Origin of the sequence: Paenibacillus sp. FSL L8-0340 (genome assembly GCF_038593145.1) — a bacterium.
GTDB lineage: Bacteria > Bacillota > Bacilli > Paenibacillales > Paenibacillaceae > Paenibacillus_AQ.
Map to the genome: position 1 here is coordinate 1,092,283 of NZ_CP151967.1, position 25,500 is coordinate 1,117,782.

Here is a 25,500-nt window from a genome sequence, read left to right on the forward strand (position 1 = left end):
TTATATTGTTAATGCACTGAGCGGGGGGGAGGACAGGCCATGAACAAAGAAGAACAGGTCATAATGGGCTTCAGGGACGTATATAACAAGATGGTTTGGCTCAATAAGGATAAGATGGAAGACAGTCTTAAAGGTTATAAGTCTTCTGAAGTACATTGCATCGAATACATTGAAAAAAATGTGGATTCCAACGTGACTAAACTTGCGGAGTCCTTTTATATGACTCGCGGTGCCATAAGTAAAATGACTAAGAAGCTCATAAAAAAGGGCCTTATCGAAAGCTACCAGAAGCAGGATAACAAGAAAGAAATCTATTTTAGGCTTACTGAGCAAGGGAAAGTAATTTATAAAATCCATGAGGACCTGCACAAAGAGTTTCAAGAGCGGGATAAAGCCGTATTTGAGCAGGTAACCGAGGAGCAATTCGACAGTATGCTTAGCTTCGTGGAAAAGTATAGTAGGCATTTGGATGCAGAAATAAAAAAACTGGGTATAGATTTTAAGCCGGAATAACTTTGAATAATGAAAATGAAACCACAGGCAGCCGGGTTCTATTGAGAACGGGCTGCTCTTTTTTGCTATTTAATTTGTTGACAAGGAAACAAAACGGAGATATTATTTTGTTGACAAGGAAACGAAATAACGGTTTTTGAGGAGAGAATTTAAATGTCCATATTTAGATCACACAATGAACAGAACACAGAACAAGCCGTAGATAAACACGCTTTAATATTCGGTCTTATCTCTGTGTTTCTTTGCGGAATAGGCTTCAGTATCATAATGCCTGTCGTCCCATTCTTAGTGCAGCCTTATACAAGCAATCCGGGAGAACAAGCTATAGTTGTTACGCTGCTGACCTCTGTTTATGCCCTCTGCGTGTTTTTTGCGGCTCCCGTACTTGGGGTTTTGAGCGACAAATACGGCCGTCGTCCATTGCTCTTAGTATGCCTTTTGGGTTCCGCGATCGGTTACTTCATTTTTGGCATAGGTGGAGCTCTATGGGTACTATTTGCCGGGCGCATAATAGAAGGTATAACAGGCGGGAGTGTAAGCACGATCTTCGCATATTTTGCAGACATCATTCCTCCAGAGCAGAGAACCAAATACTTTGGATGGGTGAGTGCGGTTGTAGGTGTAGGCACCGTTATTGGCCCAACTCTAGGCGGAGTACTTGCCAAGTTTGGTTATGCTGTACCCATGTATTTTGGAGCAATAATAACTTTATTGAATGTTGTTTATGGATTCTTTTTTATGCCTGAGAGCCTTGGCAGGAATAATAGACTAAAGGAGATTACCTTTGTAAGACTGAATCCATTTACACAGCTTGCAAGCCTGCTTTCCACGAAAAACTTAAAAAGGCTACTTGTCTCGGCGTTCTTACTTTGGATACCTAACGGATCTTTACAGGCAGTTTTATCCCAATTTACAGTGGATACTTTCAGTTGGAAGCCTGCACTAATCGGACTTGTGTTTTCAATTATGGGCGCTCAAGACATCATTTCACAAGGTTTCATAATGCCAAAGCTTTTGACAAAACTTAGTGATAAACAGATAGCAGTTCTTGGAATGGTTTCAGAGATTATAGGCTACAGTCTTATTGCGCTATCTGCTTTGTTCTCATTCTATCCTCTTTTTATCGCTGGCATGTTTATATTTGGTTTTGGTGATTCGATCTTTGGGCCTTCATTTAATGGGATGCTCTCCAAGTCTGTCGATTCTAGTGAACAAGGAAGGATTCAAGGGGGGAGCCAATCTATTCAGGCTTTAGCAAGAATGATTGGGCCTGTCATAGGAGGTCAAATCTATGTATCACTTGGGTCTGCCGCACCCGCTTTTATGGGTATGATCCTTATAGCAGCGGCAATACCAGTTTTATATAAGAGAACGCAGGTAAATATGTAAAAACCAAATAATAATAGGGTTTCAGAACTCAGGGACAAGTTCTGAAACCCTATGGGTCTACAGTCTGAAACACCCTGCATGTTAAGAGTGTTTTTCTTATTTCTGCGCTCATACAAGTCCGGCAGTTTGAGTATACGCAGTCTGTTAAGTCTCGATCAGCAACAGGATGATCGAGGACAGCGACAGGCACACGCTGACCAGATAAAGCACGGCAACAACCTGCTTCTGGTTAAGACCGGCCTTGAGCAGGCGGTAATGCACCTGGGTGGCGTCGGCCTGATAGATCGATTTGCCTTGGATGAAGCGTTTGATGACGACAAAGATATTATCGAAAATCGGCACGCCAAGCGCTAATATCGGGATGAACAAAGACAGCACTGTTGCCTGCTTGAACGCGCCGTCCAGCGCGATCACAGCCAGAATGAAGCCGAGGAACGTGGCGCCTGCGTCACCCATGAAGATTTTGGCTGGTGCCTTGTTGTAGCGCAGATAGGCAAGTGTAACTCCGACAAGAGCAATAGCCATGATTGCGGAAGTAGATTGCCCTTTGGTCACAGCGACAATAAACAGGGTGACTGCCGAAATGGCCGTGAGTCCCCCGGCTAATCCGTCCATGCCGTCAGAGAAGTTAATGACAGTAGTTACGCCGAAGATCCAGATGATCGTCAGCACGAACTGCAGAATAACCGGCAGGGAGATGTAATCACCGGAGAACGGATTAATGAACCCGGTAAAGGCATTACCCGAGAGAAAAACAAGGATCGCCGCTGCAATCTGTACGATAAACTTGGGCAGTGCCGGGAAATCCTTACCCTTGGTTTTGTACCAGTCATCAATGGTGCCTATAGTCAACAGCAGCACACCGCCGATGAACAGGGCTAGTGTCTCCAGTGAGAAGTCACGGGCAAACAGCAGATATGTAATGAAAAATCCGATAAATATGGCATAGCTGGCTGTCAGAGGGATGGGCTCCCTATGTATTTTGCGTTCGACATCCTGACGGGGCTTGTCCACAAAATCAAGCCGGAAAGCCAGTTTGCTAAGCGGAGGAATCAGCCAATAGACGATGAAAAATGACACCAGAAACGATAAAACGTATAAAATGACAATCACCACCGTTGATTTTTTTAAGCAGGTCTGTCTAAATTATATCGCAGAAGCAGAACGTTTGTCGACGAAACATAAAACTGGAGGGGAATTATGAAATACGAGGTTATTTTATTCGATGCCGATGATACGCTGTTTGACTATGGAATGGCGGAAGGACAGGCTTTTCTAAATGTGTTTGCCCATTTCGGGCTGCCGACGGGGGCGGAGGAATATGCGGTCAGCTACCGCGAAATCAATCAGGCGCTGTGGAAGGATCTGGAGCAGGGGCGGATTACCTCGGCGGCGCTCAGGGTGGAACGGTTCAACCGGTTGTTTTCGCGCCACAAACTCGAATACAGTCCGGAGGCCTTCAGCGAAGTCTACTTGCGCTTTTTGGGTGAGGGGACCTATTTGATTCAGGGGGCGGTGGAACTGTGCGGCGGGCTTACCGGCTGCAGACTTGCGATTATCACGAATGGAATCAAAGATGTGCAGTTGTCCAGAATTCAAGGTTCGCCACTCTGCAATACGTTTGAGCAGATTATTATTTCCGAGGAGGCAGGCTCGCAGAAGCCGGAGCCCGGGATTTTCGATTATGCTTTTGCCAAACTTGGGATTACGGATAAGAGCAAAGTATTGATTGTGGGCGATTCATTGACATCGGATATTCAAGGCGGGAAGAATTACGGGATCGACACCTGCTGGTTCAATCCGTTGGAGAAAGCCAATGAAGCGGGGATTAAGCCTACATATGAAATCCGGGATCTGTCCGAGCTTCTTAGAATTATCGCCTGAAGTTGGAGGCTTAACAGGTTGAAATGCTCTCCCGGTGTTAAATTATAGTAAGACGCTGAATTCAAATCCACATCATTCAATATACGGGAGAGGATTGCTATGAATAAAAAATGGCTGATTGCCACAATTGTAGCCGGCATGGCCGTAACCGGTTCTGCTGGCGTATACGCAGGAAGTAAATTGCAGCAGATCAAGGCTTACTTGAACCATGGACTCGGTATTGTCGTAGATGGCACTCCCTACTGGCTGAAGGATGCCAACGGCAAAACCTTGGCTCCGATCACCTATGAGGGGACGACATATTTGCCGATTCGCTCCATCTCAGATGCCCTGGATGTGCCTGTTGCCTATGATGCGGTTAATGCCAAAGTGAGAATTGGCAGCGGGTCCGAAACTGGAGCAGCGTCAGGAAGCACTGGAAGCTCTGGAAGCACCGGAGGTACTGCGGGTTCCGGAAACTCCGGCAGCGGTACAAGCACCCCGGCGGCAGGTGTGAAGCGGCCTGCTAATCTGCCGAAGGATTTCCCGATTCCGGCAGATGCCGTGGTTACACCAACTTTGGATACGGATTCGGGCGGAGTCATGAAGGCCTCCTTTACCTATATGACCCAGGAGACTTTGGCTACGATGGGTTTCGTGTATAGTGAATATGCCCGGATTAAACGGTCGGAGAATGCCTCAGAGACAGTAACTGCAACAGCTGTGAAGATTACCGGCAAACTGGGCGGAATCAGCCCGGTCTCCATCTGGGGCCGAGCTTCGACAGCACAGCCCGGCTATAACGTTTTCACCGTTACCTGGTCGGAAATCTAAATATCCAGCTGCAGAATTCAGCAGTACGAACAAAGCCGCATTCACAGAGAATGCGGCTTTTTAATATAAGAGGCATGCTTCAGTATCTAGAACTAAGAGACAGCCGGATTAAGACTGCTGGCGGGTATCAAGCGGCTTCAGATGGGCTTCAATCTGTGCGCGCTTCGCTTCCAGAAACGGCGGCAGGGCAAGTGATTCACCCAGGTGCTCAAGCGGTTCGTCCGTGGCAAAGCCCGGACCGTCCGTAGCCAGCTCGAACAATATGCCGTTAGGCTCGCGGAAGTAGAGGGAGCGGAAGTAGAAGCGGTCAACGAACCCGGAATTGGGCAGCTGTACTGTGCGGATACGCTCGATCCATTGCTTTAATTCCTCTTCGTTATCCACGCGGAAGGCCACATGATGAACACCGCCCCGTCCGAGATGTTCCTGGGAAAGGTCATTGCGTTCCTCCAGATGCACCTCTGTGCCGGAACCGCCTTCTCCGGTTTCGTATACAATGATGTCCGGCTGCCCGGCCGCGGGCGAAGGATAGCTGCCTTTGCGGCGGAAGCCAAGCAGATCTTCCAGCACCAAGGCGGTGTGTTCTGCTGTTTCGACGGTTAAGTGTGCGGGGCCCAGACCGACAATGGCATACTCTACCGGAACAGGACTCTTATCCCAAGGTTTGCCGCCGGGCACGCCCTGGTTGTTCTCGTCCGAGACCAGATTGAAACGCTGTCCCTCAGGATCACGGAAGGCCAATGTCATGCGGCCGCCCCGCTCAGTGATTTCATCATGCTCTACGCTGAACCCGGTTAAGCGATGTTTCCAATAATCAAGCGCCTTATCATCCGGCACACGCAGTGAAAGGGCAGAGATGCTGTTATTGCCGTCCCGGTTGCGTCCAGCATTCGGAAGCTCGAAGAAAGTCAATTCTGTCCCCGGATTGCCCAGCTCATCCCCGTAGAACAAATGATACACGGAGATATCATCTTGGTTTACGGTCTTTTTAATCAGGCGCAGACCAAGCACTTGGGTATAAAATTTGAAATTTTCCGGTGCGTTCTTTGTAATCGCGGATACGTGGTGGAGTCCTTTTAATGTTAAACTCATGGTATATTACCTCCTGTTAGTTACCTAAGCATGTATTGGAATCGTTCGGTTCATATGGAAATCGGATAGAACACAACGGCGAGTATACAGATTTGAACTTTTGTGAATATTGTTAAGTAACTATAATTTTATCAGTTAATAACCTAATTTGCAATAAAGGATTTATGATCCGTACAATTTCGTGAAGGAGAGAAACAAAATGCACACCAAAACAGGCTTGTTTGAACAGTTGAAGGCACTTGAAATCAACCCGTCGGGGACACTCCTCGTTCATTCTTCGTTAAAAAGCATCGGTGAGGTGCAGGGAGGCGCGGACACGGTACTGGATGTGCTCAGTGAGTATATGAAGGACGGGCTGCTTGTGCTGCCGACACACACCTGGTCGTATATTAATGCCACTAATCCGCGATTTGATGTACTAAACTCCCCTGTCTGCGTCGGGATTTTGCCGGAATTGTTCCGCCGCCGTCCGGGAGTGATCCGTTCCTGGCATCCGACCCATTCCGTGGCCGCCCTGGGCAAGGATGCGCAGGCGTTCATTGCCGGAGAGGAAAGCCGGGATACGCCTTGCTCACGGGATTCAGTCTATGGTAAGCTGCTCGACCGCAAAGCCGACATTATGCTGCTTGGCGTCGATTTACGGCGGAATACGTTCATCCATGGCATCGAGGAATGGGTGGATATTCCCGGCAGAATGACCGATGACCACGAGCTGCTATACACGGTTACGCCCGAAGGCGAAGAAATCGCCGTACCTTCCCGCAGACATTGCGGACTGTCCTGGTCGCAGCATTTTTGGAAGGTGGAGCAGGTGCTTCAAGAGGGCGGTGCTTTACGCAAGGGCAGCTTTGGGGATGCCGTGGCAATGATCTGCGGCACAGTAGAAACGACTGAAATCCTAAGCCGGATGCTGGCTGTGAATCCCGATCTCTTCTCGGATAACGAACCGCTGAACGGCGAAGCAGTGCCAGAGGCGCTTCCGAAGACCAAACGTCAGATACCTTGATGACTGCCGGTGCTGGTGCACTGTAAAGGGGCGCTGAAGGTGGGCACGGAGGAAGAGATCATCGTCAACCACCGTTCCCTGGAGACGATTCTGGATGAATGCCCGCAAGCCTATAGGAATTTAGCTTTATTAATGAGGTACTTACAAATTATAATAGATTTGGGTATTTACCATCTGCGTGCTTAGCGGGGATTTCTGATGATCCCGCAGTGCCCGCCATTGTATGACCGGGTATACTGCAGAGCAGATCCGGGACTTATCCTCCTTCGGGGTTCGAATCCCCATCGCCTTTTAAGCGACTTTGGTAAAATTTGAGCATTGCACATGAGTAGACCTTTGCCGGAGATTCTCGGCCTGACCTTCGGGCAGGCGCCGGAAGCGCTGCTATGCAGCCGGCGGATACCGGAGCCGGGAACGGGCACGGATAGAGGGTCAGGCATTGCATAACTTTTCAGGCTGCAGGCGGGCCAAGATGTTATGCCGTGAACCTTTCCTTCGAGAACTTGCCTCTCCCCGCTCCTTAAGACCGGTTCCGCAGCCGCAGCCGGGAGAATCTCCTTGCCGGGGTCGACGATCAGATGAACCGCCTCAAGTCAGAGAATCAAGGCGGATTCGGGAGGAACTAATGTTAAATAAAATCACGATTGCTGCCGATGAACGCGGACTACTGTTCAAGAAAGGCAGCTACGACAAATATTTAGAGCCCGGTACATACTGGTTGACAGGCTTTACGGATCAGAAAATCGAAAAGTTGAAATTAAGCGAGCCGTTCAGCGTCCCCGGCAAAGCGTTGAAAGTTTTCATGCAGGACGTAGCGCTGCTGCGCGACCTAGAGATTGTGAATGTAACGGATTATGAATATGTGCTGCATTATGAGGACGAAAGGTTCAGAAGCTTGCTTCCTCCTGGCCAGCATGCTTTCTGGACGAAGCTCAGCACGCACCGGTTCATCCGCGCCGATAGCCGCCAGCCGGAGATTCCGGCGGAGATTGACCGCTCCATCCTGCCGTGTTTTCCATATGCGATTCAGAGCTTTGAGGTAGCCGCACATGAAATCGGCATTCTTTATTTCAATAATGTGCTGCAGCGGGAGCTGCCTCCGGGCAAATATGATTTCTGGAGAGGTCCGGTGAAGGTGGCGGTAAAAACCGTTGACCTGCGCCAGCAGCAAATGGATATGACCGGTCAGGAGATGCTGACAGAGGATAAGGTTAGCCTCAGGCTCAACTTTGTCTGCCAGTATTCGATTGTGAATCCGCAGCGGACGCTGGCGATCAAATCGGTGGAGGAACAAATGTATATCAGCCTGCAGCTGGTGCTCCGTGAATACGTCGGCAGCCTGAAGCTTGATGATCTGCTGCGGATGAAGCAGGAGGTGGGGGTTTTTGTACTCTCCCGTCTGCAGGAGCAGAGTGAAGGGTATGGCGTACAGTTCCACTCCGCCGGAGTGAAGGATATTATTCTACCGGGAGAGATCAAGGATATTCTCAATACCGTGCTGCTGGCAGAGAAGAAGGCACAGGCCAATCTGATCACCCGGCGCGAAGAAACAGCCTCCACCCGCAGTCTGCTGAACACGGCAAAGCTGATGGACGAGAACAAAACGCTATACCGTCTGAAGGAGCTTGAGTTTCTGGAGAAAATCAGTGAGCGGATCGGCAATGTTTCTTTGGTCGGCGGAGGTACGCTGGCAGAAAGGCTCGGCCAGCTGCTGATCCATGACGGTGACGGGAAGCAATAGTACGGCGTTTTTATTCTGCATTTTTATTTCCCTGACTGGCGGATAAATGGTGGCCTCAAACTTAAGTTCTGCCGCACAATCTGGCTAGTCCCTATCAATGTATGGTATATTATTCTCACAAAAAACAAAGTAAGGAGATTGGAAATGGAAAAAACATTGATCTTTGGACACAAAAATCCGGATACGGATACGATTTGTTCAGCAATTGCTTATGCGGCACTGAAAAAAGAACTGGGCTGGGATGCCGAGCCGGTTCGTCTGGGAGAAGTAAGCGGCGAGACGCAATTTGCGCTCGATCAATTTGGAGTGGCAGCTCCGCGTCTGGTAGAGAATGTGGCTGGCGAAGTTAAACAGGTCATTCTGGTTGACCATAATGAACGGCAGCAAAGCGCAAATGATATTGATCAGGTGCGGGTTGTTGAGGTTATCGACCATCACCGGATCGCCAACTTTGAAACGGCTCATCCGCTGTACTACCGTGCCGAGCCGGTTGGCTGCACAGCAACAATCCTGAACAAGCTGTACAAAGAAAACGGAGTAGCGATTCCGAAGGAAATCGCCGGTCTGATGTTGTCCGCCATTATTTCCGATTCTTTGCTGTTCAAATCGCCAACCTGCACCGGAGAAGATGTGGCAGCAGCGCGTGAGCTGGCTGAAATTGCCGGTGTGGATGCAGACAGCTACGGACTTTCCATGCTTAAAGCTGGAGCAGACCTCAGCGACAAGAGCATTGCACAGCTGATTTCCCTGGATGCCAAGGAATTCAAAATGGGTGAATACAAAGTAGAAATTGCCCAGGTAAATGCGGTGGATGTGAACGATGTACTCTCCAAGCAGGTAGAGCTGGAAGCTGCGCTGAACACGATCATTGCTGACAAAGGACTTGATCTGTTTCTGTTCGTTGTTACAGATATCCTGAACAACGATTCCGTAGGATTGGCTCTGGGCCGCGTTGCAGGTGCTGTAGAGCAGGCTTATAATGTAAAGCTGGATGATAACAAAGCCATTCTGAAGGGTGTAGTTTCCCGCAAATCGCAAATCGTGCCAGTGCTTACTGAAACGATTGCCAAGCTGTAACAATTGCATGGAAGACTGGACGTTGTCCTGTTCCTAATCATATGATTTCAGAGAAACCGGCTGTGCCATCCTTAACAGGACGGGGGCAGCCGGTTTTTTTGGCAATGCACATCTGCCGCCGTTTGGATCTACCAAATGTTCGGCTATACTGTTTTCTAATATTATGCAACTAATTGCCCTCGGAAGGGTATAAACAGCATAGTCACAGAGAGGGGGAGCAAGAATGGGGAAGATAAAAAAGAAGGTTTTGGCAGCCGTTTGTATAACGATGATTTCAGGCGGAACCATGCTTTATGCTGCGCCCGGCAAACCGGATATAGCGGTCTATTTGAACAATGTGCTGCAAAAACAAGCAGGATTATCAGTTGATGGAGAGACCTATCTGCCGGCCCAGCAGCTGATTGGGGGGCTGCAGGCGCTTATGTTCTGGGACGAATCCGCCAAGGCTATCCGTGTCTATAAGCCGAATGTTAACATAGCGTTGCTTGATGATCAGGGGAAGATCTTTGGAAAGGTCAGAAGCGGTGTCAGCAATAAATTTTCGGTTCTGGTGCAGGTGGACAGCCTGAAGACGGAGATATCCGATTTGAAAATAATCATCAGCGATCCGGAGGGCAAAACAGAAAATATTGATGCCGCGCCGGTCAAGGACAAGAAGGACAGCTTCTGGTTCAAATCCGCTGAGTTCTCCAGCACCTTTAGTGAAAAGGGAAATTATAAGATCCAGGTGTATCTGAAGGATACTACTTCCAAGGAATGGGCGGTTGTTTCTGAAATCCAAATCTCTACAATCTAAACGGAATATACGGATATCAAGAAATTTGCAGTTCCGCGAACGGCCAAGCTCTCCCGAGATCGTATTGCGATGCCGGCAGGGCTTTCTCTTTGCCAAAATTGGGGATGGGCTCTATACTAAGCTTACATGAATGTACCGAAAGGAGCGGGAATAATGACAAAAACACGAAACAGCGGAGCTCTTCAATATAAATCGTTTGGACTGGTATTGCAGGCGCTTGTGATCCTGGCGAAAAAGGGCGACACCTGTTCAAGCTGTGAGATCGCCGAGCTTCTCTCGTCGGAGGCAACGCTGTTGAGACGCACGATGGCGAAGCTGACCAGAGAGCATATCCTGGTGACCCGGGAAGGCAGGGATGGCGGATATTTGCTGAACCGTGCCCCGGAGGAGCTGACGCTCGCGGAAATATACCTGGCGCTGGAAGTGGGGGAATCCCGCAATAAAGCGGTAAAAGATACGATGTGCATCAATGCTTTCGGAGAGCAGATGAAGGCGGCCTGCGGAGATGTTTTGGAGGAAATGGATCGCAGTGTGCTTGGCGTGCTGGAGCAGTACACGCTTGCCGATATGGTACGCAAAGCAGGTTGTTGACAGGATTCATTTATTTGAATTATACTGTGCATATTAAAATACAGTTAAACACGTCATGATGAGTTGCCGCAGGGAGAGTATATTTTTTTGTTTTTAACTGTGTGTTAATAAACACAGAATATAAACCGGATTAGGAAGAGGAGGAGTAGTGTGATGTCAACGGAATTGAAAACGGAAGTGGAATTTAACAAGGTGATCCGCGAACGGCATTCGGTGCGCAAATATGATCCATCCTGGAAGATTTCCGAGGAGGAGATCAAGGAGATTCTAGGAGAGGCGGTTCTGGCACCATCCTCCTCCAATCTGCAGCCATGGCGGTTCATCGTCATTACGGATCAGGAGCTGAAGGCACAGCTGCTGCCTATCGCCAACAACCAGCAGCAGACGGTAGAAGCTTCTGCCATTATCGCCGTGCTTGGTGATTCCGAGGCATACCGCAATGCAGAGACTATTTATGAGTACGCGGAGGCTGCCGGATATGTGACTCCGGAAGTGGGAGCTGCCATGGCGAAGAGAAGCCGGGATGGATATTCCAGCATGCCGGTTGAGGTGCTGAACAACATCGCTCGTGTTGACGGCGGACTGGTATCCATGCAGCTTATGCTTGCAGCCAAAGCGAAAGGTTATGACACTGTTCCTATGGGCGGCTTCAACCCCGATGGCTTCAGAGAGCTGTTCCAGATCCCTGAGCGTTATATAACAGTGATGCTGATTGCTCTAGGCAAGGCAGCGGTAGAAGGACGGCCAACCGTCAGATTGCCGCTGGAGCAGGTTACCCATTGGAACGGATTTCTGGGTTAAATAGCTTCACCTGTCAAGGGAAGCAGGGGCTGGTCAGCGTAAGCTGGCCGGTTTTTTTGTTTTGCGGTGCTTTCTGCTAAAATATTGTTAGCAGATGCTTTCGAAGTCAGTTTTGTTCGAAGAGCTTTGAAGGAATGCTCACAAAACTTTCAGGAGGGGATCATATGATTCAAGTTTATCCGGCACAATCCGCCCACCGTTTTGATCACGGCTGGCTGCAGGGCAGCCACAGCTTCTCGTTCGGTGATTTCTATGATCCCGGTAATATCTCGTTTGGTCCGATGCGCGTCTGCAACGATGATACCATCGCACCGGGCAGGGGCTTCGGCGCCCATCCGCACAGCGACATGGAGATCGTCTCCATCGTGCTGTCCGGCAGGCTGCGCCATGAAGATAATTTGGGTAATGTAGCAGAAACAACCTTCGGCGGCATTCAGCGCATGTCGGCTGGAACCGGCGCTATTCATACGGAGCATAATCCCTCGGACAGTGAGCCGGTACGGCTGCTGCAGCTCTGGTTCATGCCGCGTACCCGCGGAACGGCACCTTCTTACAGCACCGGCCGATATGATCCGGCGAAGCTTGAAGGAAAACTGCTGCCTGTGGACGGTCCGACCTATACGTTTGATCCGCAAGGCACATTGACGGTAATTACGATCTGCGGGGTAGCTTCCGATAAAGGGGCAGCAGTGGTGGAGCTGAAGTCCGAGCTCAATGTGTTCCGTTTCGAGGAGCCTGCGGAGGGGCCGGTTATCAAACATTGGTATTATGTAGGCGATAATGCGGTAGATTACAACGCGTCTTCAGGATGTCTAACGATAGCGGTCCAGTCCGAGATTGAGTACCGGCCCGACCAATACTGGGAGTAGCAGAGTCAATCTGATATTTCTTTGACTAATATCACATCAAAGGTGAAGTTAGTGTCTGGTAAAGTCAGTTTTTTCAAAAAATCCACGGAGAGAGGACAAATGATATTGACAATCCGCTCCTGGTGTACTAGCTTTGTTATGAAACGTAACACGACCAAAGAGATGAGATAGGGGAAATGAACAAAATGGAATTGTTTGCAGCAATGCAGCAGGACGATTACGAAGAGCTGTTGTTTTGTCAGGATAAGGCATCAGGGTTAAAGGCGATCATTGCGATTCATGACACAACACTGGGGCCCGCACTGGGCGGAACAAGAATGTGGACTTATGCTTCCGAGGAAGCAGCGATTGTCGATGCGCTGCGGCTGGCCAAAGGCATGACGTACAAGAATGCTGTAGCGGGACTAAATCTCGGCGGCGGGAAGACGGTGATTATCGGCGACCCCAAAAAAGACAAAAACGAGGCGATGTTCCGGGCCTTCGGCAGATACATACAAGGTTTGAACGGCCGTTATATCACAGCGGAGGATGTAGGCACCACAGAAGAGGATATGGATATTATTCATCAGGAGACGGATTATGTTACCGGGATTTCGGCCACTTACGGTTCCTCCGGCAATCCTTCACCGGCTACTGCTTTCGGAGTGTATCAAGGGATGAAGGCCGCAGCCAAAGCGGCTTTTGGCAGTGATTCGCTGGCTGGCAAGACGGTGGCAGTACAAGGTGTAGGCAACGTGTCCTTTACACTGTGCAAATATCTTCACGAAGAGGGAGCACAGCTTGTTGTAACGGATATTAACAAGGAAGCTGTGGCCCGGGCAGTGGAGGCCTATGGGGCCAAAGCAGTTGATCCTGCGGACATCCTCTCGGTAGCTTGCGATATTTATGCTCCTTGCGCACTCGGTGCAACCATTAATGATGAATCGTTGCCGCTGCTTAAGGCGAAGGTTGTCGCAGGTGCGGCCAACAATCAGCTGAAGGAGCCGCGTCATGGTGATGCCCTGCACGCCAAGGGTATCGTTTACGCACCGGACTATGTCATTAACGCAGGTGGCGTAATCAACGTTGCCGACGAATTGAACGGCTATAATAAAGAACGGGCTTTTAAGAAAATTGCCAAGATCTATGGCAGCATTACCCGTGTGCTGGAGATTTCACAGGCCAATGGAATACCGGCTTATGCCGCTGCAGACCGGTTGGCAGAAGAGCGGATTGCTCTGCTGCGCACAAGCCGCAGCACGTTCCTGCGGAATGAGCATCACGCCATCAGCAGAAGATAGCGTTTCTTCTATATAAATAAGTCAAAAGCCCATTTCCGGTTAAGCGGAAATGGGCTTTTGACTTTCAGAGCAGATGAAACATCAAAGGCTACTGTACCTTCTGCGGTTCCGGATAAGTGACACCGAGTGTATCTACGGTAACCTTCTTCATCACCGGAGGCGCTTCCGGGCGGTCCGAATCGTCACGCGGCAGGTTGACGATGGATTCCACTACCTCAAGACCCTCTGTAACCTTGCCGAAAGCTGCGTAGCTTCCGTCCAGGCTCGGATAAGCGGCTGCCATAATAAAAAATTGTGATCCGGCAGAGTTGACATCCTGGCTTCTGGCCATCGAAAGAACTCCCTCTGTGTGCAGCAGGTTGTTGGTGAACCCGTTGCCGGAGAATTCGCCGGAAATGCTGTAATCCGGGCCGCCCATACCTGTACCATCAGGATCGCCGCCCTGAATCATGAAGCCGGGAATCACGCGATGGAATATGGTTCCGTCGTAAAATCCCTTTTTAATGAGGGAGATGAAATTATTGACGGTATTTGGAGCGACTTCCGGATAGAGCTCTGCTTTGATAATGCCGCCGTTATCCATCTCTATAGTTACGACCGGGTGGCTGGCTGTTGCAGAAGGGACGCCTTCGGTAGCCGCAGCAGCGTCTTCTTTTTGCGGAGCGGGGCTGGCCTCACTGTTTGCAGTATTGCCTGACGTTTTGTTGTTGCCGGAATTAACCGCTTCATTGCCGTTAGCCGGTTTGTTGCCGCATCCGGATACAATGATCAGCAGCAGTGTCATCATCATCAGAAGGATGACGGGTTTTTTTCTTGTTAGCTTCACGTTCGTAATCTCTCCTTTTTCCTTGTTCATCTCATGTTCTTCTTCATTATCATACCTTCTTTGTCCCACTTCTTGCAAAGTGAGGTACATGGGCCGGGATTGGCACAAGTTCAAAAGAGGGGTAGAATAGGTAGATGCTTCCAAGGTATAACAGAAGGGATGTGTGCTTCATGCAGTTTTCGTGGAAGCGGAACCTGATCGTGCTTTGGGTGGGTGTTTTCTTTTGCAGTACGGCTTATTCGATCTCGATTCCGTTCCTTTCCATTTTTTTGAGTGACCAATTAGGGGTCACGAGTCATTTGGAGATTTGGTCGGGGGTCAGCTTCGGCATCACCTTCCTGGCCAGTGCGCTGATTTCACCTTATTGGGGTTCACTGGCTGATAAATATGGCCGCAAACCGATGCTGATCCGCTCGGGCTTCAGTCTGGCGGCCTTATACTTAATTAATTTCTTCGTCCATGACCCATATGTATTTCTGATCGTACGGATTTTTCAGGGGCTGCTGGCAGGCTTTGTTCCGGGCAGCCATCGCCATGGTGGCCACCAATACGCCCGAGGATAAGACCGGTTATGCGCTGAGCATCATGTCGACTGCGGGAGCTACCGGCAGTATCATCGGACCGCTCATTGGTGGCATAGTGAGTTATTATACCAGCAACCGCAGCGCCTTTTTGTTCTCGGCGGCGATCGTTCTAGTCTCGGCTCTAATCGCTACTTTCTTCGCCAAAGAGGAGAACTACGACCGCTCTGCACCCAGATCACGGGTCAGGGATGACATCCGGGAGGCAAGAAACAACCGCGCCTTTATTACCCTGCTGTCGCTGGCAGGCATCAGTACTTTTTCGGTAATGATCCTTGAACCGCTGCTGCCGATTTATTTACTTGATATGGGCATTTCCAAAAGCACCGCTACACTAAGCTCGGGAATTGTATTCTCCGCCGTAGGGATTGCTACTGTGATTATGGCACCGCAATGGGGGAGAATAGGCAGCCGCAAAGGCTTCGGACTTGTCCTGTTTATTGGCCTGATCGGCGGGGGGATTGGGAACATCCTTCAGTATTTTGTCTCAGGTTATGTAGAGTTTGCGGTACTGCGTTTTGCCTATGGCCTGTTCTATGCCGGAGTGCTTCCTTCGGTTAACGCAATGATAGTCCAGACCATTGAACCGGGATTCCGCGGGCGGGCATTCGGACTGAATCAGGCGGCTTCGCAGCTGGCAACGATGGCCGGTCCGATTATGGGCGGCTTGCTCGGCGCGTTCATTCCCATCCGCTGGGTGTTTGTCATCAACGGTGTGATGCTGCTGGTAGCGGCGATGCTGGTGAAGACCCGTAAGCTGGAGGCGAAAGTCATCGCAGCCCGTCATGCTGGAGAACTGGCAGCGATGCAGAAATAACAGGCGGATTACGCTGCCGTAAGGTTCGGATTAGGATAAGCTGTCGGCTTGGTCCATTTTAATGGAAAAGCGCCGCCGGAATAACTTCCGGCGGCGCTTGGCGTCAGTCCTACATTATTCTTCTTCTCCGTTCGATCCGTTCAGGACATCGGTCCCGGGCATTACATCCAGGGGAGGTGAGGCAGGGTCCACAGCGGTTCCGGGCTGAAGCTCGTCGGCGTCGGGAATATCCTCAAGTGGCAGATCCTCTTCCTCATCGTCCAGGATTTCGTCGTCACCGGCATAATCAATGACGCTGCCCGTCAGTCCTGCAGCCCTGGCGGCGAAGACGGCATCGGATTCAAGCAGCTCATCCCGCCCGGTTCCCGGTGAAGCGGCTATCTCTCCGTGCCGTTCAGCCCGCGGACGAAGAGCGGGTTCAGGTGCACTGAGGCCGATGTCAGCAGCCAGAATGTGGTCTTCTACGAGCGCCGGATCGGCACCGTCATCCACTACGCCATCGAAATCAATGGGAGCGGCACCGACGGGTTCGTGGCTGGTAAATGCAGATTCGAGCGGCCGTCTGTCTTCCTGATCCGTGCCGCTGCCGCTTGTGCTCTGTTCGGTAATCGTGCCGAGCGGGCGCAGTTCTTCCAGCGGAATATCCTGCTCCGGGGAGCGTTCTCCCATCTTTGTATAACGCTCATATGCAAAATCGGCTTCAGTTTTATTAAATTCATTACCCATAGCCGTTCAACTCCTTTGCTTAAGTCTGTCCCTTTTTAGGAACAGCATGGTCAATTGCTGCTTGCTGGTCGTCGTCCGGCAGGGCGCCGGGAAATGACCCTTCCTGAAACAGGCCGAACTGTTCATCGATATCCCGCTCGGTTACCAGCCCATCTTCGTCAGAGGGTTGGTCTGCGGTGATGTTCTCCTTCTTGTCCATAGCCTATCCTCCTCGACTTCTATATTAGTTCTTTACCCGTTTATCCGGCGCCGAATCTGTACACCCCGGCGCAGCCTGTCCATTAGTAATCAGAACGGGTATAGAGGAGATTCTTAGCCTGATCTTAATATATTCAATTCAGGCGCCATTTAACCCCGTGTAACCAAGGGTAAACTACTTAATTCGAGGTTTTTTGCAAGATTAGGCAGGTATAGTGCGAAGGTTGTCGAAAATAAGAATCATATGAACTATATAAATACCACTAATGATTTATTGAGGAGCCAAGATGAAGTTGCCATCATCAAAGAGAGTAGTTGCGATATTTATGCTGCTGCTTTTGATCGCTATTGTGCCTATCGGTATCGTCATGGAGTGGGACGAGCGGTCAGGCGTTGCCTTGCCGGAATGGGAGCTGAAGTGGGGAAGTTCAAATATACAGGATGTTGAAGAGGCTGCGTCTGCACCTGATGAGGATTGGACAAAGCAGACAGAAAGTTCATCCAGGCCGCTCACCAATGAAGGGATGACAGGAGCCTGGATACGCTTTACTTTACCTCCGACAGCTGCAAATTCGGCACTGCTTATAGATAAGGTGTATGGAAATACGCTTAAAGCTTTCAAGAATAACGTTCTTATTTACGATTCGGCAGATATGGTCAATTATAATGGCAGTAAAGTGCTGATTCCTTTGTCAGCAGAAGATAAAAGCGTCCAGCTTTATTTGTGGAGCAGCGGCGGCAGCAAAGGTTTCGGTATAGAAGGCGGCATCAGGGTAGGAAATTATGATAAGCTCCTTGCCCATTATGTTAAACAGGATCTGATCGATCTTGTTATCGGTGCGGCCCTAATATTTATGGCTGTTGCGCTGTTGATGTGCCTGCTGTTTTTCAGGCTGGAATTTTTCTCGGGCGGCTTATGGCTTGTGCTTGTTATAGCTTCCTTCGGTATGCTGCTGATCACCTACTCACCTTTTCTGCAGCTCGTCTTGCACGGCCATGACCAATGGATTGAAGTTTGTTTTGATCTGGCATTACTCACACTGCTGCCGGCATTCACCTTGTATTTTGAACGGATATTCGGACGTGGAAAAAGCCTGTGGCTGGTCCGGTTTCGTAATTTTCAATTGGTTTATTCGGGATTCTGTCTCGGCTTTCTGCTGTTGAATACATTACTTTCCTACCGCTTGGACCACCTGTATAGACTGATGAGTGTTCAAGTGACCGGTATCATGATGATCCTGCAATTCTTTTACTTGCTGGTCCTTGCGGTTATTCATGCACTTAGAGGCAACCGGGAAGCTCTTATCTTCACGATAGGCTTTGTTATTTTCGCGGTTCCTTCGCTTAGTGAGCTGATCCTGTACTTTTCATCCACACATAGATACCATTTGTATTGGTGGAAATGGGGAGTGGTTGGGTTCCTCCTTTCTCTGATCATTATCCTCGGGAGAAGGCTGGCCCGGAATTATGAACAGACCGTGGAATACTCCCGGGATCTGGAGAAATTTAATAACGATCTGCAGCGCTCGGAGAAGATGGAGATCATCAGTGAGCTCGCCGCTTCGGTTGCCCACGAGGTTCGCAATCCGCTGCAGGTAACCCGGGGATTTCTGCAGATTCTGGGTGAACGCTCCGGAAAGAAGGAAAAGGAGTACCTGAAAATGGCCATGGAGGAGCTGGACCGGGCTTCCTTGATTATTACGGATTTTCTGACCTTCGCCAAACCGGGGCAGGAAACCGTGGATGTATTTGAGGTTTCGGAGGAACTGAAGCATGTGTCCGGCATTTTGATGCCGCTGGCTAATCTGCAGGGGGGTGAGATAGAGCTCCGCCTGCAAAGCGATCTTCAAGTGAAGGGCAGCGCCTCCAAGTTTAAACAGGCTTTTATCAATTTGATCAAGAACAGCATTGAATCGCTTCAGGAGGATGGGGTGATTCAAGTAACCGCCTGGAAATCAGGTCAGTATATTATTATCAGTGTGCAGGATAACGGGGAAGGCATGAGGGTTAGCGAACTTGCCCGGCTGGGAGAGCCGTACTATTCGAACAAAACCAAGGGAACAGGGCTCGGGCTCATGGTTACCTTCCGTATTATAGAAGCGATGGACGGTTCCATTCAATTTCACAGTACAAAAGATGAAGGTACCGAAGTGATTGTTAAATTGCCATCAGCCGGAAAAATTTAGAATTTTTTTGGTGAATTTCGTTTTTATGAAGGGATAGGCAACGGCCAGCGCGAAATAATACCAATACAGAACACTTTGTTTCTGAAACTTTCTTCTGAGGTGCTTACATGCGCTTGATCGTCAAAAGTTTACATATAGCAGCAGCATTTTTTTTACTTTTTATGATCTGCGGTTCGCTCACGGTATCAGCGGAAAGTCATTATGCTTCTAAAGAAATCACAAATTGGCAAATCAAATGGGGCAACAAGGCAGGGGACAAAGGGTATATGGTTCCTGTTTCGGTTAAAGAAGGGTGGCTGAGTGCCGGGTCCGGCGGGAAAACAACGGAGCTTCCAGACGGCATCTCTTCTATATGGACACGAATTAAGCTTCCTGAATTCAAATATGTCTCACCTTCAGTCTATATCGATACGTTATATGCACTGCATGTTAAAGTGTACGTGGAGGATCGCCTCATATTTGAAGCTGACCGCAGTTATATTAAGGATAATTATTCACTGCTCGTGCCCCTAAGCAGCGGGGACAACGGGAAGAATCTGTACATATGGACTGAAACGCTTAAGGATCGGATCGGAATCAAGGATCAAGTGGTCATTGGGGAACACGGAGTTCTGATTAAGGACTATATCAAAAACGGGCTTATCGACGTTATTCTGGGCGGTGCCTTTTTGTTTGTGGCGATAGTCCTGTTTGTGTGCGCGTTTTATCTCAACAAGGATTACTTTTCGATAGCGGCCTCTTTATCTATCGTCATTGCCTCCACCGGAGTGCTGTCGATCACGTATTCCCCGTTTATTTATACCTTTTACAGCTATTTAGGTCCGGTGAGCATAGTCTTTCTGGATTTGGCGTTACTGTCGCTTCTGCCTGCGCTGACCTATCTGTTTGAGAAAATATTCGGCGGCGGAAGGTTTGGCATCATCCGTAAGTTCCGCAAATTCCAGACAGCATATTCTTTATTCTGTATCGTTTGTCTAGTGATCAATGGACTGTCGGATAACCGCTTTGTTGAGCTGTACTATTTTGTATCCGTCACTATCATCGGATTTCTAATGATCCTTCAATTCATACTCCTCATTGCCTGTGTCATTATCTATTCTTTGAAGGGGAATAAGGATGCGATCATTTTTGCCGTCGGCTTCGGAACTGCAGCCTTTACTGGAGTAGCCGAGCTGGTGTGGTATTATATCCGCCAAGGCAATTATGATCTGTTCTACTGGAAATGGGCGCTGGTTGTGTTCATTCTCTCGCTCATTATTATTCTCGGCCGCAGGCTGGCTCTGAACCATCAGCAGGTGGTCAAATATTCCCGGGAGCTGGAGCTGTTCAACAATGAACTGCAGCGTTCGGAAAAAATGGAAATTATCAGCGAGCTTGCTGCATCCGTAGCACATGAAGTCCGCAATCCGCTTCAGGTGACGCGAGGATTTTTGCAGCTGCTGATGGAGAAATCGAACGGAGATGAGCAGAGATTTCTGTTCATGGCCCTTAGCGAGCTGGACCGCGCAGCGAACATCATTACGGATTTCCTGACCTTTGCCAAACCGGAATTCGAGCAGGTCTCGATTCTTAATGTTCATGATGAATTCAAGCATATCGAGAGCATCCTGCTTCCGCTTTGCCATTTGAACGGGGGAAAGATGGTGCTGGACGTGAAGGAACATTGTTGGGTGAAAGGCAACTCCTCCAAATTCAAGCAGGCTTTTATTAATATCATCAAGAATAGTATCGAGTCTCTCGGGGAGGAAGGGATCATCCATATGTCGGTATATGCCAAAGGGGACAGGGTGTATATTCATGTGAAGGATAACGGGGAGGGAATGGAACCGGGCGTATTGAACCGGCTTGGCGAGCCGTATTTCTCGAACAAGTCGAAGGGCACAGGCCTGGGACTTATGGTCACTTTCCGCATCATTGAGGCCATGAATGGTGAAGTCCGCATAATAAGCAAAAAAGGAGCAGGAACCGAATCCATCATCATTCTGCCGCTGGCAGAAGCTCCGGATGATTCCAACTCCTTATGAACTCTTAAGCCTGATGTTCTACCAAGAACCGAGTGTAGTAACGTCGGTCTTCAGTATGCCTGAAGAAGGACTGGGGGGAATAACCAGATAGAACTCATTGGAGCCTTCCTCTACCGTCTTGAGCGTAATATGGTCGGGAAGATTGATGCCTAGTGCCTCTTTTAGGGCTGCTTTTGGATCTGTGAGCAGTTTCTGCTTGAAACTTGGATCTTCCCATGCCTTCTGGATCACTTGATTTCTAAGAATTGCTTCTGACAAAATAATCACCCTTCCCCAAATGGTTATATTTACCTCATGAGCATAACATAGGATTATATATAAATCTATTGCTATTTCAATGACATAATAGAGTTGGTATTTATTATGTATTCCTATTCTTGGATAACCAGTAGCTGAGTCCTCCTCCCTGCAAAAGCTGTTTCTCCGCTTCGATAGCTGCTGCGATATGCTGGAGATTCTGGACCAGCACATGGTGGAAAGCTACCAGATGGGGAGCCTTCAGCCGGTATTCTGTGAGTTTGCTGTGGTTAGCGAGCGCTGTTTCAGCATAGGACGCCAGCCCGCCTTCCGTAAAGATGAAATCTTTGACCTTACCCGCTGTAAGCGGCCCTTGACCCTCCTGAAGCTGGCAACGGGCCAGAGACAGCAGGCAATTATAGCTGCCCTCCGCCAAATCCTGCTCCCAATCCTCGTAATCATCAAGCATTTGCAGTGTAATCAGTACCTTGTGCAGCATCTCTTCCGAATCCGCAATCAGAAAAGCATGATCCGAAAGCAGCAGGACGGCTGTACTGCAGAGCTTAAGCGGACTGGCTTTATGGGCGATTTTGACACGGTCGTTCAGGAAATAGTCACTGCTGGCCTCGCCTGCCACACTGTCTGCCCATTCAAAAAGATAACGTTTGAAATAGGACCAGAACGAGGAGTCCGGGGCGAAAAGAGGCCGGTAAATATGGAGGAATTCCACGTACAGCAGGTTAGCAAGCGGCAGCTGCTCTGCGGCGGCCGGCTCTTTGCTGTCCATCAGATCATCCTGCAGGAAGAAATAGAGCATAATTAAGACGTTCCCCAGCGACATCTGATGCGCTTGCTCTGACGTAAGACCGTATTCTGAGCGCAGCCAGAACGGGAGTAAATAACATATGTAGTTTTTGTGGCTTCCTGCTTTAAATACGTTAAACTGATGAAGATAGGCCAAACCTTGTGTACGAAGCGGTTCCGGAAATCCTGTGATGATGACACTGGCATCGCTGAATACCGCACGGAGCTCCTCATCGTACTCATGAAGCCAATCCATAGGCTGCTCTCCTGTCAATATTATATTTTTTCAGGAAAAATGTGGTTATCCGTCATGATTATAGTCCTACTAACCTGGGATTTCAATGACAATTTATGGGGTGATATAGTAATGGAGTACTATAATTCATCTTATCCACGGATCGAGAATTGTTAAAGGGGAATGGACATGGAGAAGATTGTGTTTGTGCTGGCCGGCGGCGGCTGGCGGGCGGAGTTCTATTTGCGTATTGCACACGGACATCACGGAATCAGCCTCATCCGGCAGCTGCTGGGCATCGGCTTCGAGAATGCAATTATTCGTGCACATAATTTTCGTTCTTCTATTATAAAAGGACCGCAGCAAAGTGGACCTCCGGTTGCCGAGGTGAGGGTCAGACCGGGCAGACGCTGGCCACTTTGGATTTGGAAACCGGCTAGGCGGTTCGATTTCAGCCGGGCATGGCGGAAACCTGGGATGCCAGAATCAGTATTTGCACTGCTGCTGGAGCAGGCGGCGGCGGGCGGAGAAATGGTGTCTTCCCATAGCCAGCCGTGGTCAGAGCTGGGCTGAAGCAGCGGATGAAATTCAAAAGCACGGCTGGGCGGTGATGTTTCCCGCCTGCCGTGCTTTTTGGGTATATGATCGTACGAGCTTACAGCGGCTGCGAACCGGATAGTTGTGCAGCTAATTGTGCATACTCGCCGCGCAGCCGGAGAAGTTTCGCCACACTCTTCTCCAAACCGCCGAGCCGGTTGCGCCGGGTCCATAATTGCCGGTATTGATGCAGCAGGAGGTCGAGATCATGGATCTGGTGGTCCACCAGTACCGGATCAATCCCGGCAGGTTCTGCAGCCAGCAGCTGTTTGATGCGGCCAAGCTGCACGGCATGCTTTACAAAATGAATGCCGTTCTCAAGCTCTTGGATGACAAGTTCGGCATCCTTACATTCCAGCGCAAGATCTTCAAGCTGATCCTCAATACGGCTGATGTACTGCTCCAGATTATCGAAATGCTCAGCGGTGAGTTTATTTACGATCCCCATGTTATCCAGATTACTGCGCATCAGCATGGACATTTCTGAATCATTGGGGCGGGAAATGCCGGATTCAAGCTTGTAGTAATTTCCAAGATCGAGCAGCAATTGCCCAATCTTCCCCGAACGGTCGTGAAAGACCGAGGTATTCAGATATTCTGCAACATCGGCATCAAGATTGTTCTCGACATTCCAGGACAGCGCAGCGCCGTAGACAAATCCGGCATAACTCACCGGAAGATGCTGCCAATGGCCGAAATCACCCCAGTCCGTAATGAGGTAGCCAAGAGCCCCGTTGTTCTTGCCGTGTTCAGCGGCGTTATGCAGGTTGGCGAGCATATTGTCGGTACGTCCGGTAAGGGAATTCCAGGAGCTGGTTCCCGGGCAGACATAGAACGGGATTTGCGCTTCGCGGAATTTCAGTGTGTCCGCTTCGAACGGGTGGTCTGCACTGTAACCCCATTCCATGGCAATAATATTTTTGGGCAGCTGGGGGATCAGCTCAGGATGCTGGATGATAATATCACCCCAGAACTGCATCGTTTTTCCCCGCTGCACAACGAGCTCTTGAATCTTCTGCAGAAATGACAAGTAGAGCGTGGCTTTGCCTGCTGCATCTGCCGCGGCTTTGCTTTTGCCAAGTCCCAGTTCATAAGTCTCGTCGCAGCCAACGTTGAACTGATTCGAGGTGAAATAAGGAAGAAGGTCATCATACATTGTGCCCAGCAGCTCAAGTACTTTAGGGTCTTCAGTATCGAAGGTTCCCGGCTCCATGAAAAGCCCATCCGGATATAAATCACTGTCATACATATGGTCTGGCAGCATGAACCCCTCAGGACTTTCGGCCAGTGCGTTGAATTCCGGCCGGGTCAGCCATGCTTCCATATGGCCGAAGCTGTTCTGGTTGGGTACCAGCTCGATATAATGTTCGCGGCAGTAGGCATCTAGCAGCAGAATTTCTTCACCGGTTATAGGTGTTTCGAGCTCCCAAACCTGGGGAAACGACTCATAGGCAAAAGGAGAACCTTCTATATATAACTGCAATTGGTTCAGCTTCAGATCGGCCATAAGATCAACGATCCCGTAAAGGGTTTCGAGTTTGGGCGTTTTGTTGCGGCTGATATCAATCATCAGTCCTCTTGCGGCAAAGTCCGGTTCATCCCGGATATGCAGACAGGGCATGTTTCTGCCGGATTGTTCCAGAATCTGTTTCAGGGTTGCCACTGCATAATAGGCCCCTTCAGGAGAGCTGTAAGTAATGGAGATTCCATGCTCTCCGATGACAAGCTCATAACCTCCTGCAGGCAGCAGACGGTTGTAGCTAAAATTGCATGCGGAGGAAACGGCTGGGCGTGTACCTACTGACAAAGGCAGGCTGAGCTGAAGAACTTGAGAAATGACAAGCTGAAGCTTACGGGCTGCAGGCAGAACGGAACGGTTCGCCTCACCGGAGAGGACAATGCTTGCTTTGGCCGGAAGGCGGAAGTAGCCTTCAGAGCGCGTGATTATCCGTGGATGGGGAAGCAGCTGTAAAGTACGAATTTCAGGCATAGTGTGGACACCTCTTATTCATGTAGAATATGATCATCTTCCTAACAACCATATCACTCCTAAACAGAGGAAGGAATGCAAAGTATGTCCAAGGTCATGGATTATATAATCAGTCCTTACCCAGTCAATACGTCGATCGCAAGGTGAGACGATAGAGGGACTTTTGGCCTCATTCGCAAGTGGATTTGCTGCTAAACGCTCCCTATAGTAAAAGGTAATATATGGTATGGCGCATTATAATAATCGTTTTTTTATTTCTCAGCAATTCTACAGTCTCTCTATATAAGACGACATATTTCTTCTTTTGTTGCGGACGAATGTCGGATCATGCAGCTTTATGTTGACACTCACGAAAATCAAATGCTATTATTTAGATAATATTAGTAATTTTTATGATAGTTCTTAAAGACTATGTTATGCCGGAGAT

General features: G+C 49.3%; 24 protein-coding genes and 1 pseudogene. 17 read left to right on the top strand and 8 right to left on the bottom strand.

The window, feature by feature from the left end; translation table 11 throughout:
• Positions 1-39: 39 nt before the first annotated feature.
• Together NST07_RS04965 and NST07_RS04970 are read left to right on the top strand one after the other, a co-directional pair.
• Positions 40-513, top strand: a complete 474-nt coding sequence (locus tag NST07_RS04965) for a MarR family transcriptional regulator (RefSeq protein ID WP_341090018.1) — start codon at positions 40-42, stop codon at positions 511-513.
• A 153-nt stretch (positions 514-666) separates the two neighbouring features.
• Entirely contained in the window at positions 667-1,902 is a 1,236-nt protein-coding gene (locus NST07_RS04970) for an MFS transporter (protein WP_341090019.1), read from the top strand.
• A gap of 144 nt (positions 1,903-2,046) precedes the next feature.
• On the opposite strand, the gene NST07_RS04975 is transcribed toward NST07_RS04970, so the two are convergent.
• Positions 2,047-3,006, bottom strand: coding sequence for an MraY family glycosyltransferase (locus NST07_RS04975; RefSeq protein WP_341097558.1), 960 nt, complete (start codon positions 3,004-3,006; stop codon positions 2,047-2,049).
• 96 nt (positions 3,007-3,102) lie between these two features.
• Between NST07_RS04975 and NST07_RS04980 the strand changes: the two genes are divergently transcribed.
• Both NST07_RS04980 and NST07_RS04985 read left to right on the top strand, forming a co-directional pair.
• Positions 3,103-3,786: a YjjG family noncanonical pyrimidine nucleotidase gene (locus NST07_RS04980; protein ID WP_341377412.1), complete on the top strand. Its 684-nt coding sequence runs from the start codon at positions 3,103-3,105 to the stop codon at positions 3,784-3,786.
• 99 nt (positions 3,787-3,885) lie between these two features.
• Positions 3,886-4,599, top strand: coding sequence for a hypothetical protein (locus NST07_RS04985; protein WP_341090021.1), 714 nt, complete (start codon positions 3,886-3,888; stop codon positions 4,597-4,599).
• A gap of 108 nt (positions 4,600-4,707) precedes the next feature.
• Here the strand turns inward: NST07_RS04985 and NST07_RS04990 are convergent, their stop codons facing one another.
• Positions 4,708-5,691, bottom strand: a complete 984-nt coding sequence (locus NST07_RS04990) for a ring-cleaving dioxygenase (RefSeq protein WP_342481163.1) — start codon at positions 5,689-5,691, stop codon at positions 4,708-4,710.
• A 199-nt stretch (positions 5,692-5,890) separates the two neighbouring features.
• Between NST07_RS04990 and NST07_RS04995 the strand changes: the two genes are divergently transcribed.
• The 9 genes from NST07_RS04995 (at position 5,891) to NST07_RS05035 (ending at position 13,852) form a co-directional block, all read left to right on the top strand.
• Positions 5,891-6,697, top strand: a complete 807-nt coding sequence (locus NST07_RS04995; protein WP_342481164.1) for an AAC(3) family N-acetyltransferase — start codon at positions 5,891-5,893, stop codon at positions 6,695-6,697.
• A gap of 324 nt (positions 6,698-7,021) precedes the next feature.
• Positions 7,022-7,144: a hypothetical protein gene (locus NST07_RS05000; protein ID WP_341377415.1), complete on the top strand. Its 123-nt coding sequence runs from the start codon at positions 7,022-7,024 to the stop codon at positions 7,142-7,144.
• A 178-nt stretch (positions 7,145-7,322) separates the two neighbouring features.
• Positions 7,323-8,438, top strand: a complete 1,116-nt coding sequence (locus tag NST07_RS05005; RefSeq protein WP_341377417.1) for a slipin family protein — start codon at positions 7,323-7,325, stop codon at positions 8,436-8,438.
• A 144-nt stretch (positions 8,439-8,582) separates the two neighbouring features.
• The gene (locus tag NST07_RS05010; RefSeq protein WP_341377419.1) at positions 8,583-9,515 is read left to right on the top strand and encodes a manganese-dependent inorganic pyrophosphatase; all 933 of its coding nucleotides are present in this window, start codon (positions 8,583-8,585) and stop codon (positions 9,513-9,515) included.
• Positions 9,516-9,738: 223 nt separating this feature from the next.
• The gene (locus tag NST07_RS05015) at positions 9,739-10,311 is read left to right on the top strand and encodes a hypothetical protein (RefSeq protein WP_341090027.1); all 573 of its coding nucleotides are present in this window, start codon (positions 9,739-9,741) and stop codon (positions 10,309-10,311) included.
• A 153-nt stretch (positions 10,312-10,464) separates the two neighbouring features.
• Positions 10,465-10,902, top strand: a complete 438-nt coding sequence (locus NST07_RS05020) for an Rrf2 family transcriptional regulator (RefSeq protein ID WP_038586441.1) — start codon at positions 10,465-10,467, stop codon at positions 10,900-10,902.
• Positions 10,903-11,055: 153 nt separating this feature from the next.
• Complete coding sequence (locus tag NST07_RS05025; RefSeq protein WP_342481165.1) at positions 11,056-11,703, top strand: nitroreductase family protein; 648 nt, start codon at positions 11,056-11,058, stop codon at positions 11,701-11,703.
• 164 nt (positions 11,704-11,867) lie between these two features.
• Positions 11,868-12,572 carry a pirin family protein gene (locus NST07_RS05030; protein WP_342481166.1) on the top strand — a complete coding sequence of 235 codons (705 nt, stop codon included), beginning with the start codon at positions 11,868-11,870 and terminating at the stop codon, positions 12,570-12,572.
• Between the two features lie 185 nt (positions 12,573-12,757).
• Positions 12,758-13,852: a Glu/Leu/Phe/Val dehydrogenase gene (locus tag NST07_RS05035; RefSeq protein WP_342481923.1), complete on the top strand. Its 1,095-nt coding sequence runs from the start codon at positions 12,758-12,760 to the stop codon at positions 13,850-13,852.
• An 88-nt stretch (positions 13,853-13,940) separates the two neighbouring features.
• On the opposite strand, the gene NST07_RS05040 is transcribed toward NST07_RS05035, so the two are convergent.
• The gene (locus tag NST07_RS05040) at positions 13,941-14,708 is read right to left on the bottom strand and encodes a peptidylprolyl isomerase (protein WP_341090031.1); all 768 of its coding nucleotides are present in this window, start codon (positions 14,706-14,708) and stop codon (positions 13,941-13,943) included.
• 140 nt (positions 14,709-14,848) lie between these two features.
• On the opposite strand from NST07_RS05040, the pseudogene NST07_RS05045 reads away from it, so the two are divergent.
• Positions 14,849-16,076, top strand: a pseudogene (locus NST07_RS05045) (MFS transporter).
• Positions 16,077-16,190: 114 nt separating this feature from the next.
• Here the strand turns inward: NST07_RS05045 and NST07_RS05050 are convergent.
• Both NST07_RS05050 and NST07_RS05055 read right to left on the bottom strand, forming a co-directional pair.
• A complete protein-coding gene (locus NST07_RS05050; RefSeq protein ID WP_341090033.1) occupies positions 16,191-16,802 on the bottom strand; it encodes a hypothetical protein in 612 nt (203 codons plus the stop codon).
• Positions 16,803-16,821: 19 nt separating this feature from the next.
• Entirely contained in the window at positions 16,822-17,001 is a 180-nt protein-coding gene (locus NST07_RS05055) for a hypothetical protein (protein WP_341090034.1), read from the bottom strand.
• 325 nt (positions 17,002-17,326) lie between these two features.
• On the opposite strand from NST07_RS05055, the gene NST07_RS05060 reads away from it, so the two are divergent.
• Both NST07_RS05060 and NST07_RS05065 read left to right on the top strand, forming a co-directional pair.
• Complete coding sequence (locus NST07_RS05060) at positions 17,327-19,186, top strand: ATP-binding protein (protein WP_342481167.1); 1,860 nt, start codon at positions 17,327-17,329, stop codon at positions 19,184-19,186.
• Between the two features lie 161 nt (positions 19,187-19,347).
• Positions 19,348-21,210: a HAMP domain-containing sensor histidine kinase gene (locus tag NST07_RS05065; RefSeq protein ID WP_342481168.1), complete on the top strand. Its 1,863-nt coding sequence runs from the start codon at positions 19,348-19,350 to the stop codon at positions 21,208-21,210.
• 18 nt (positions 21,211-21,228) lie between these two features.
• Here NST07_RS05065 and NST07_RS05070 read toward each other — a convergent pair whose 3' ends face one another.
• Positions 21,229-21,471: an NHLP leader peptide family RiPP precursor gene (locus NST07_RS05070; protein WP_341097560.1), complete on the bottom strand. Its 243-nt coding sequence runs from the start codon at positions 21,469-21,471 to the stop codon at positions 21,229-21,231.
• A 100-nt stretch (positions 21,472-21,571) separates the two neighbouring features.
• Positions 21,572-22,507: a hypothetical protein gene (locus NST07_RS05075; protein WP_342481169.1), complete on the bottom strand. Its 936-nt coding sequence runs from the start codon at positions 22,505-22,507 to the stop codon at positions 21,572-21,574.
• 168 nt (positions 22,508-22,675) lie between these two features.
• Between NST07_RS05075 and NST07_RS05080 the strand changes: the two genes are divergently transcribed.
• Complete coding sequence (locus NST07_RS05080; RefSeq protein WP_341090038.1) at positions 22,676-23,059, top strand: hypothetical protein; 384 nt, start codon at positions 22,676-22,678, stop codon at positions 23,057-23,059.
• Positions 23,060-23,141: 82 nt separating this feature from the next.
• Here the strand turns inward: NST07_RS05080 and NST07_RS05085 are convergent, their stop codons facing one another.
• Entirely contained in the window at positions 23,142-25,073 is a 1,932-nt protein-coding gene (locus NST07_RS05085) for a glycoside hydrolase family 20 zincin-like fold domain-containing protein (protein WP_341090039.1), read from the bottom strand.
• Positions 25,074-25,500: the final 427 nt, after the last annotated feature.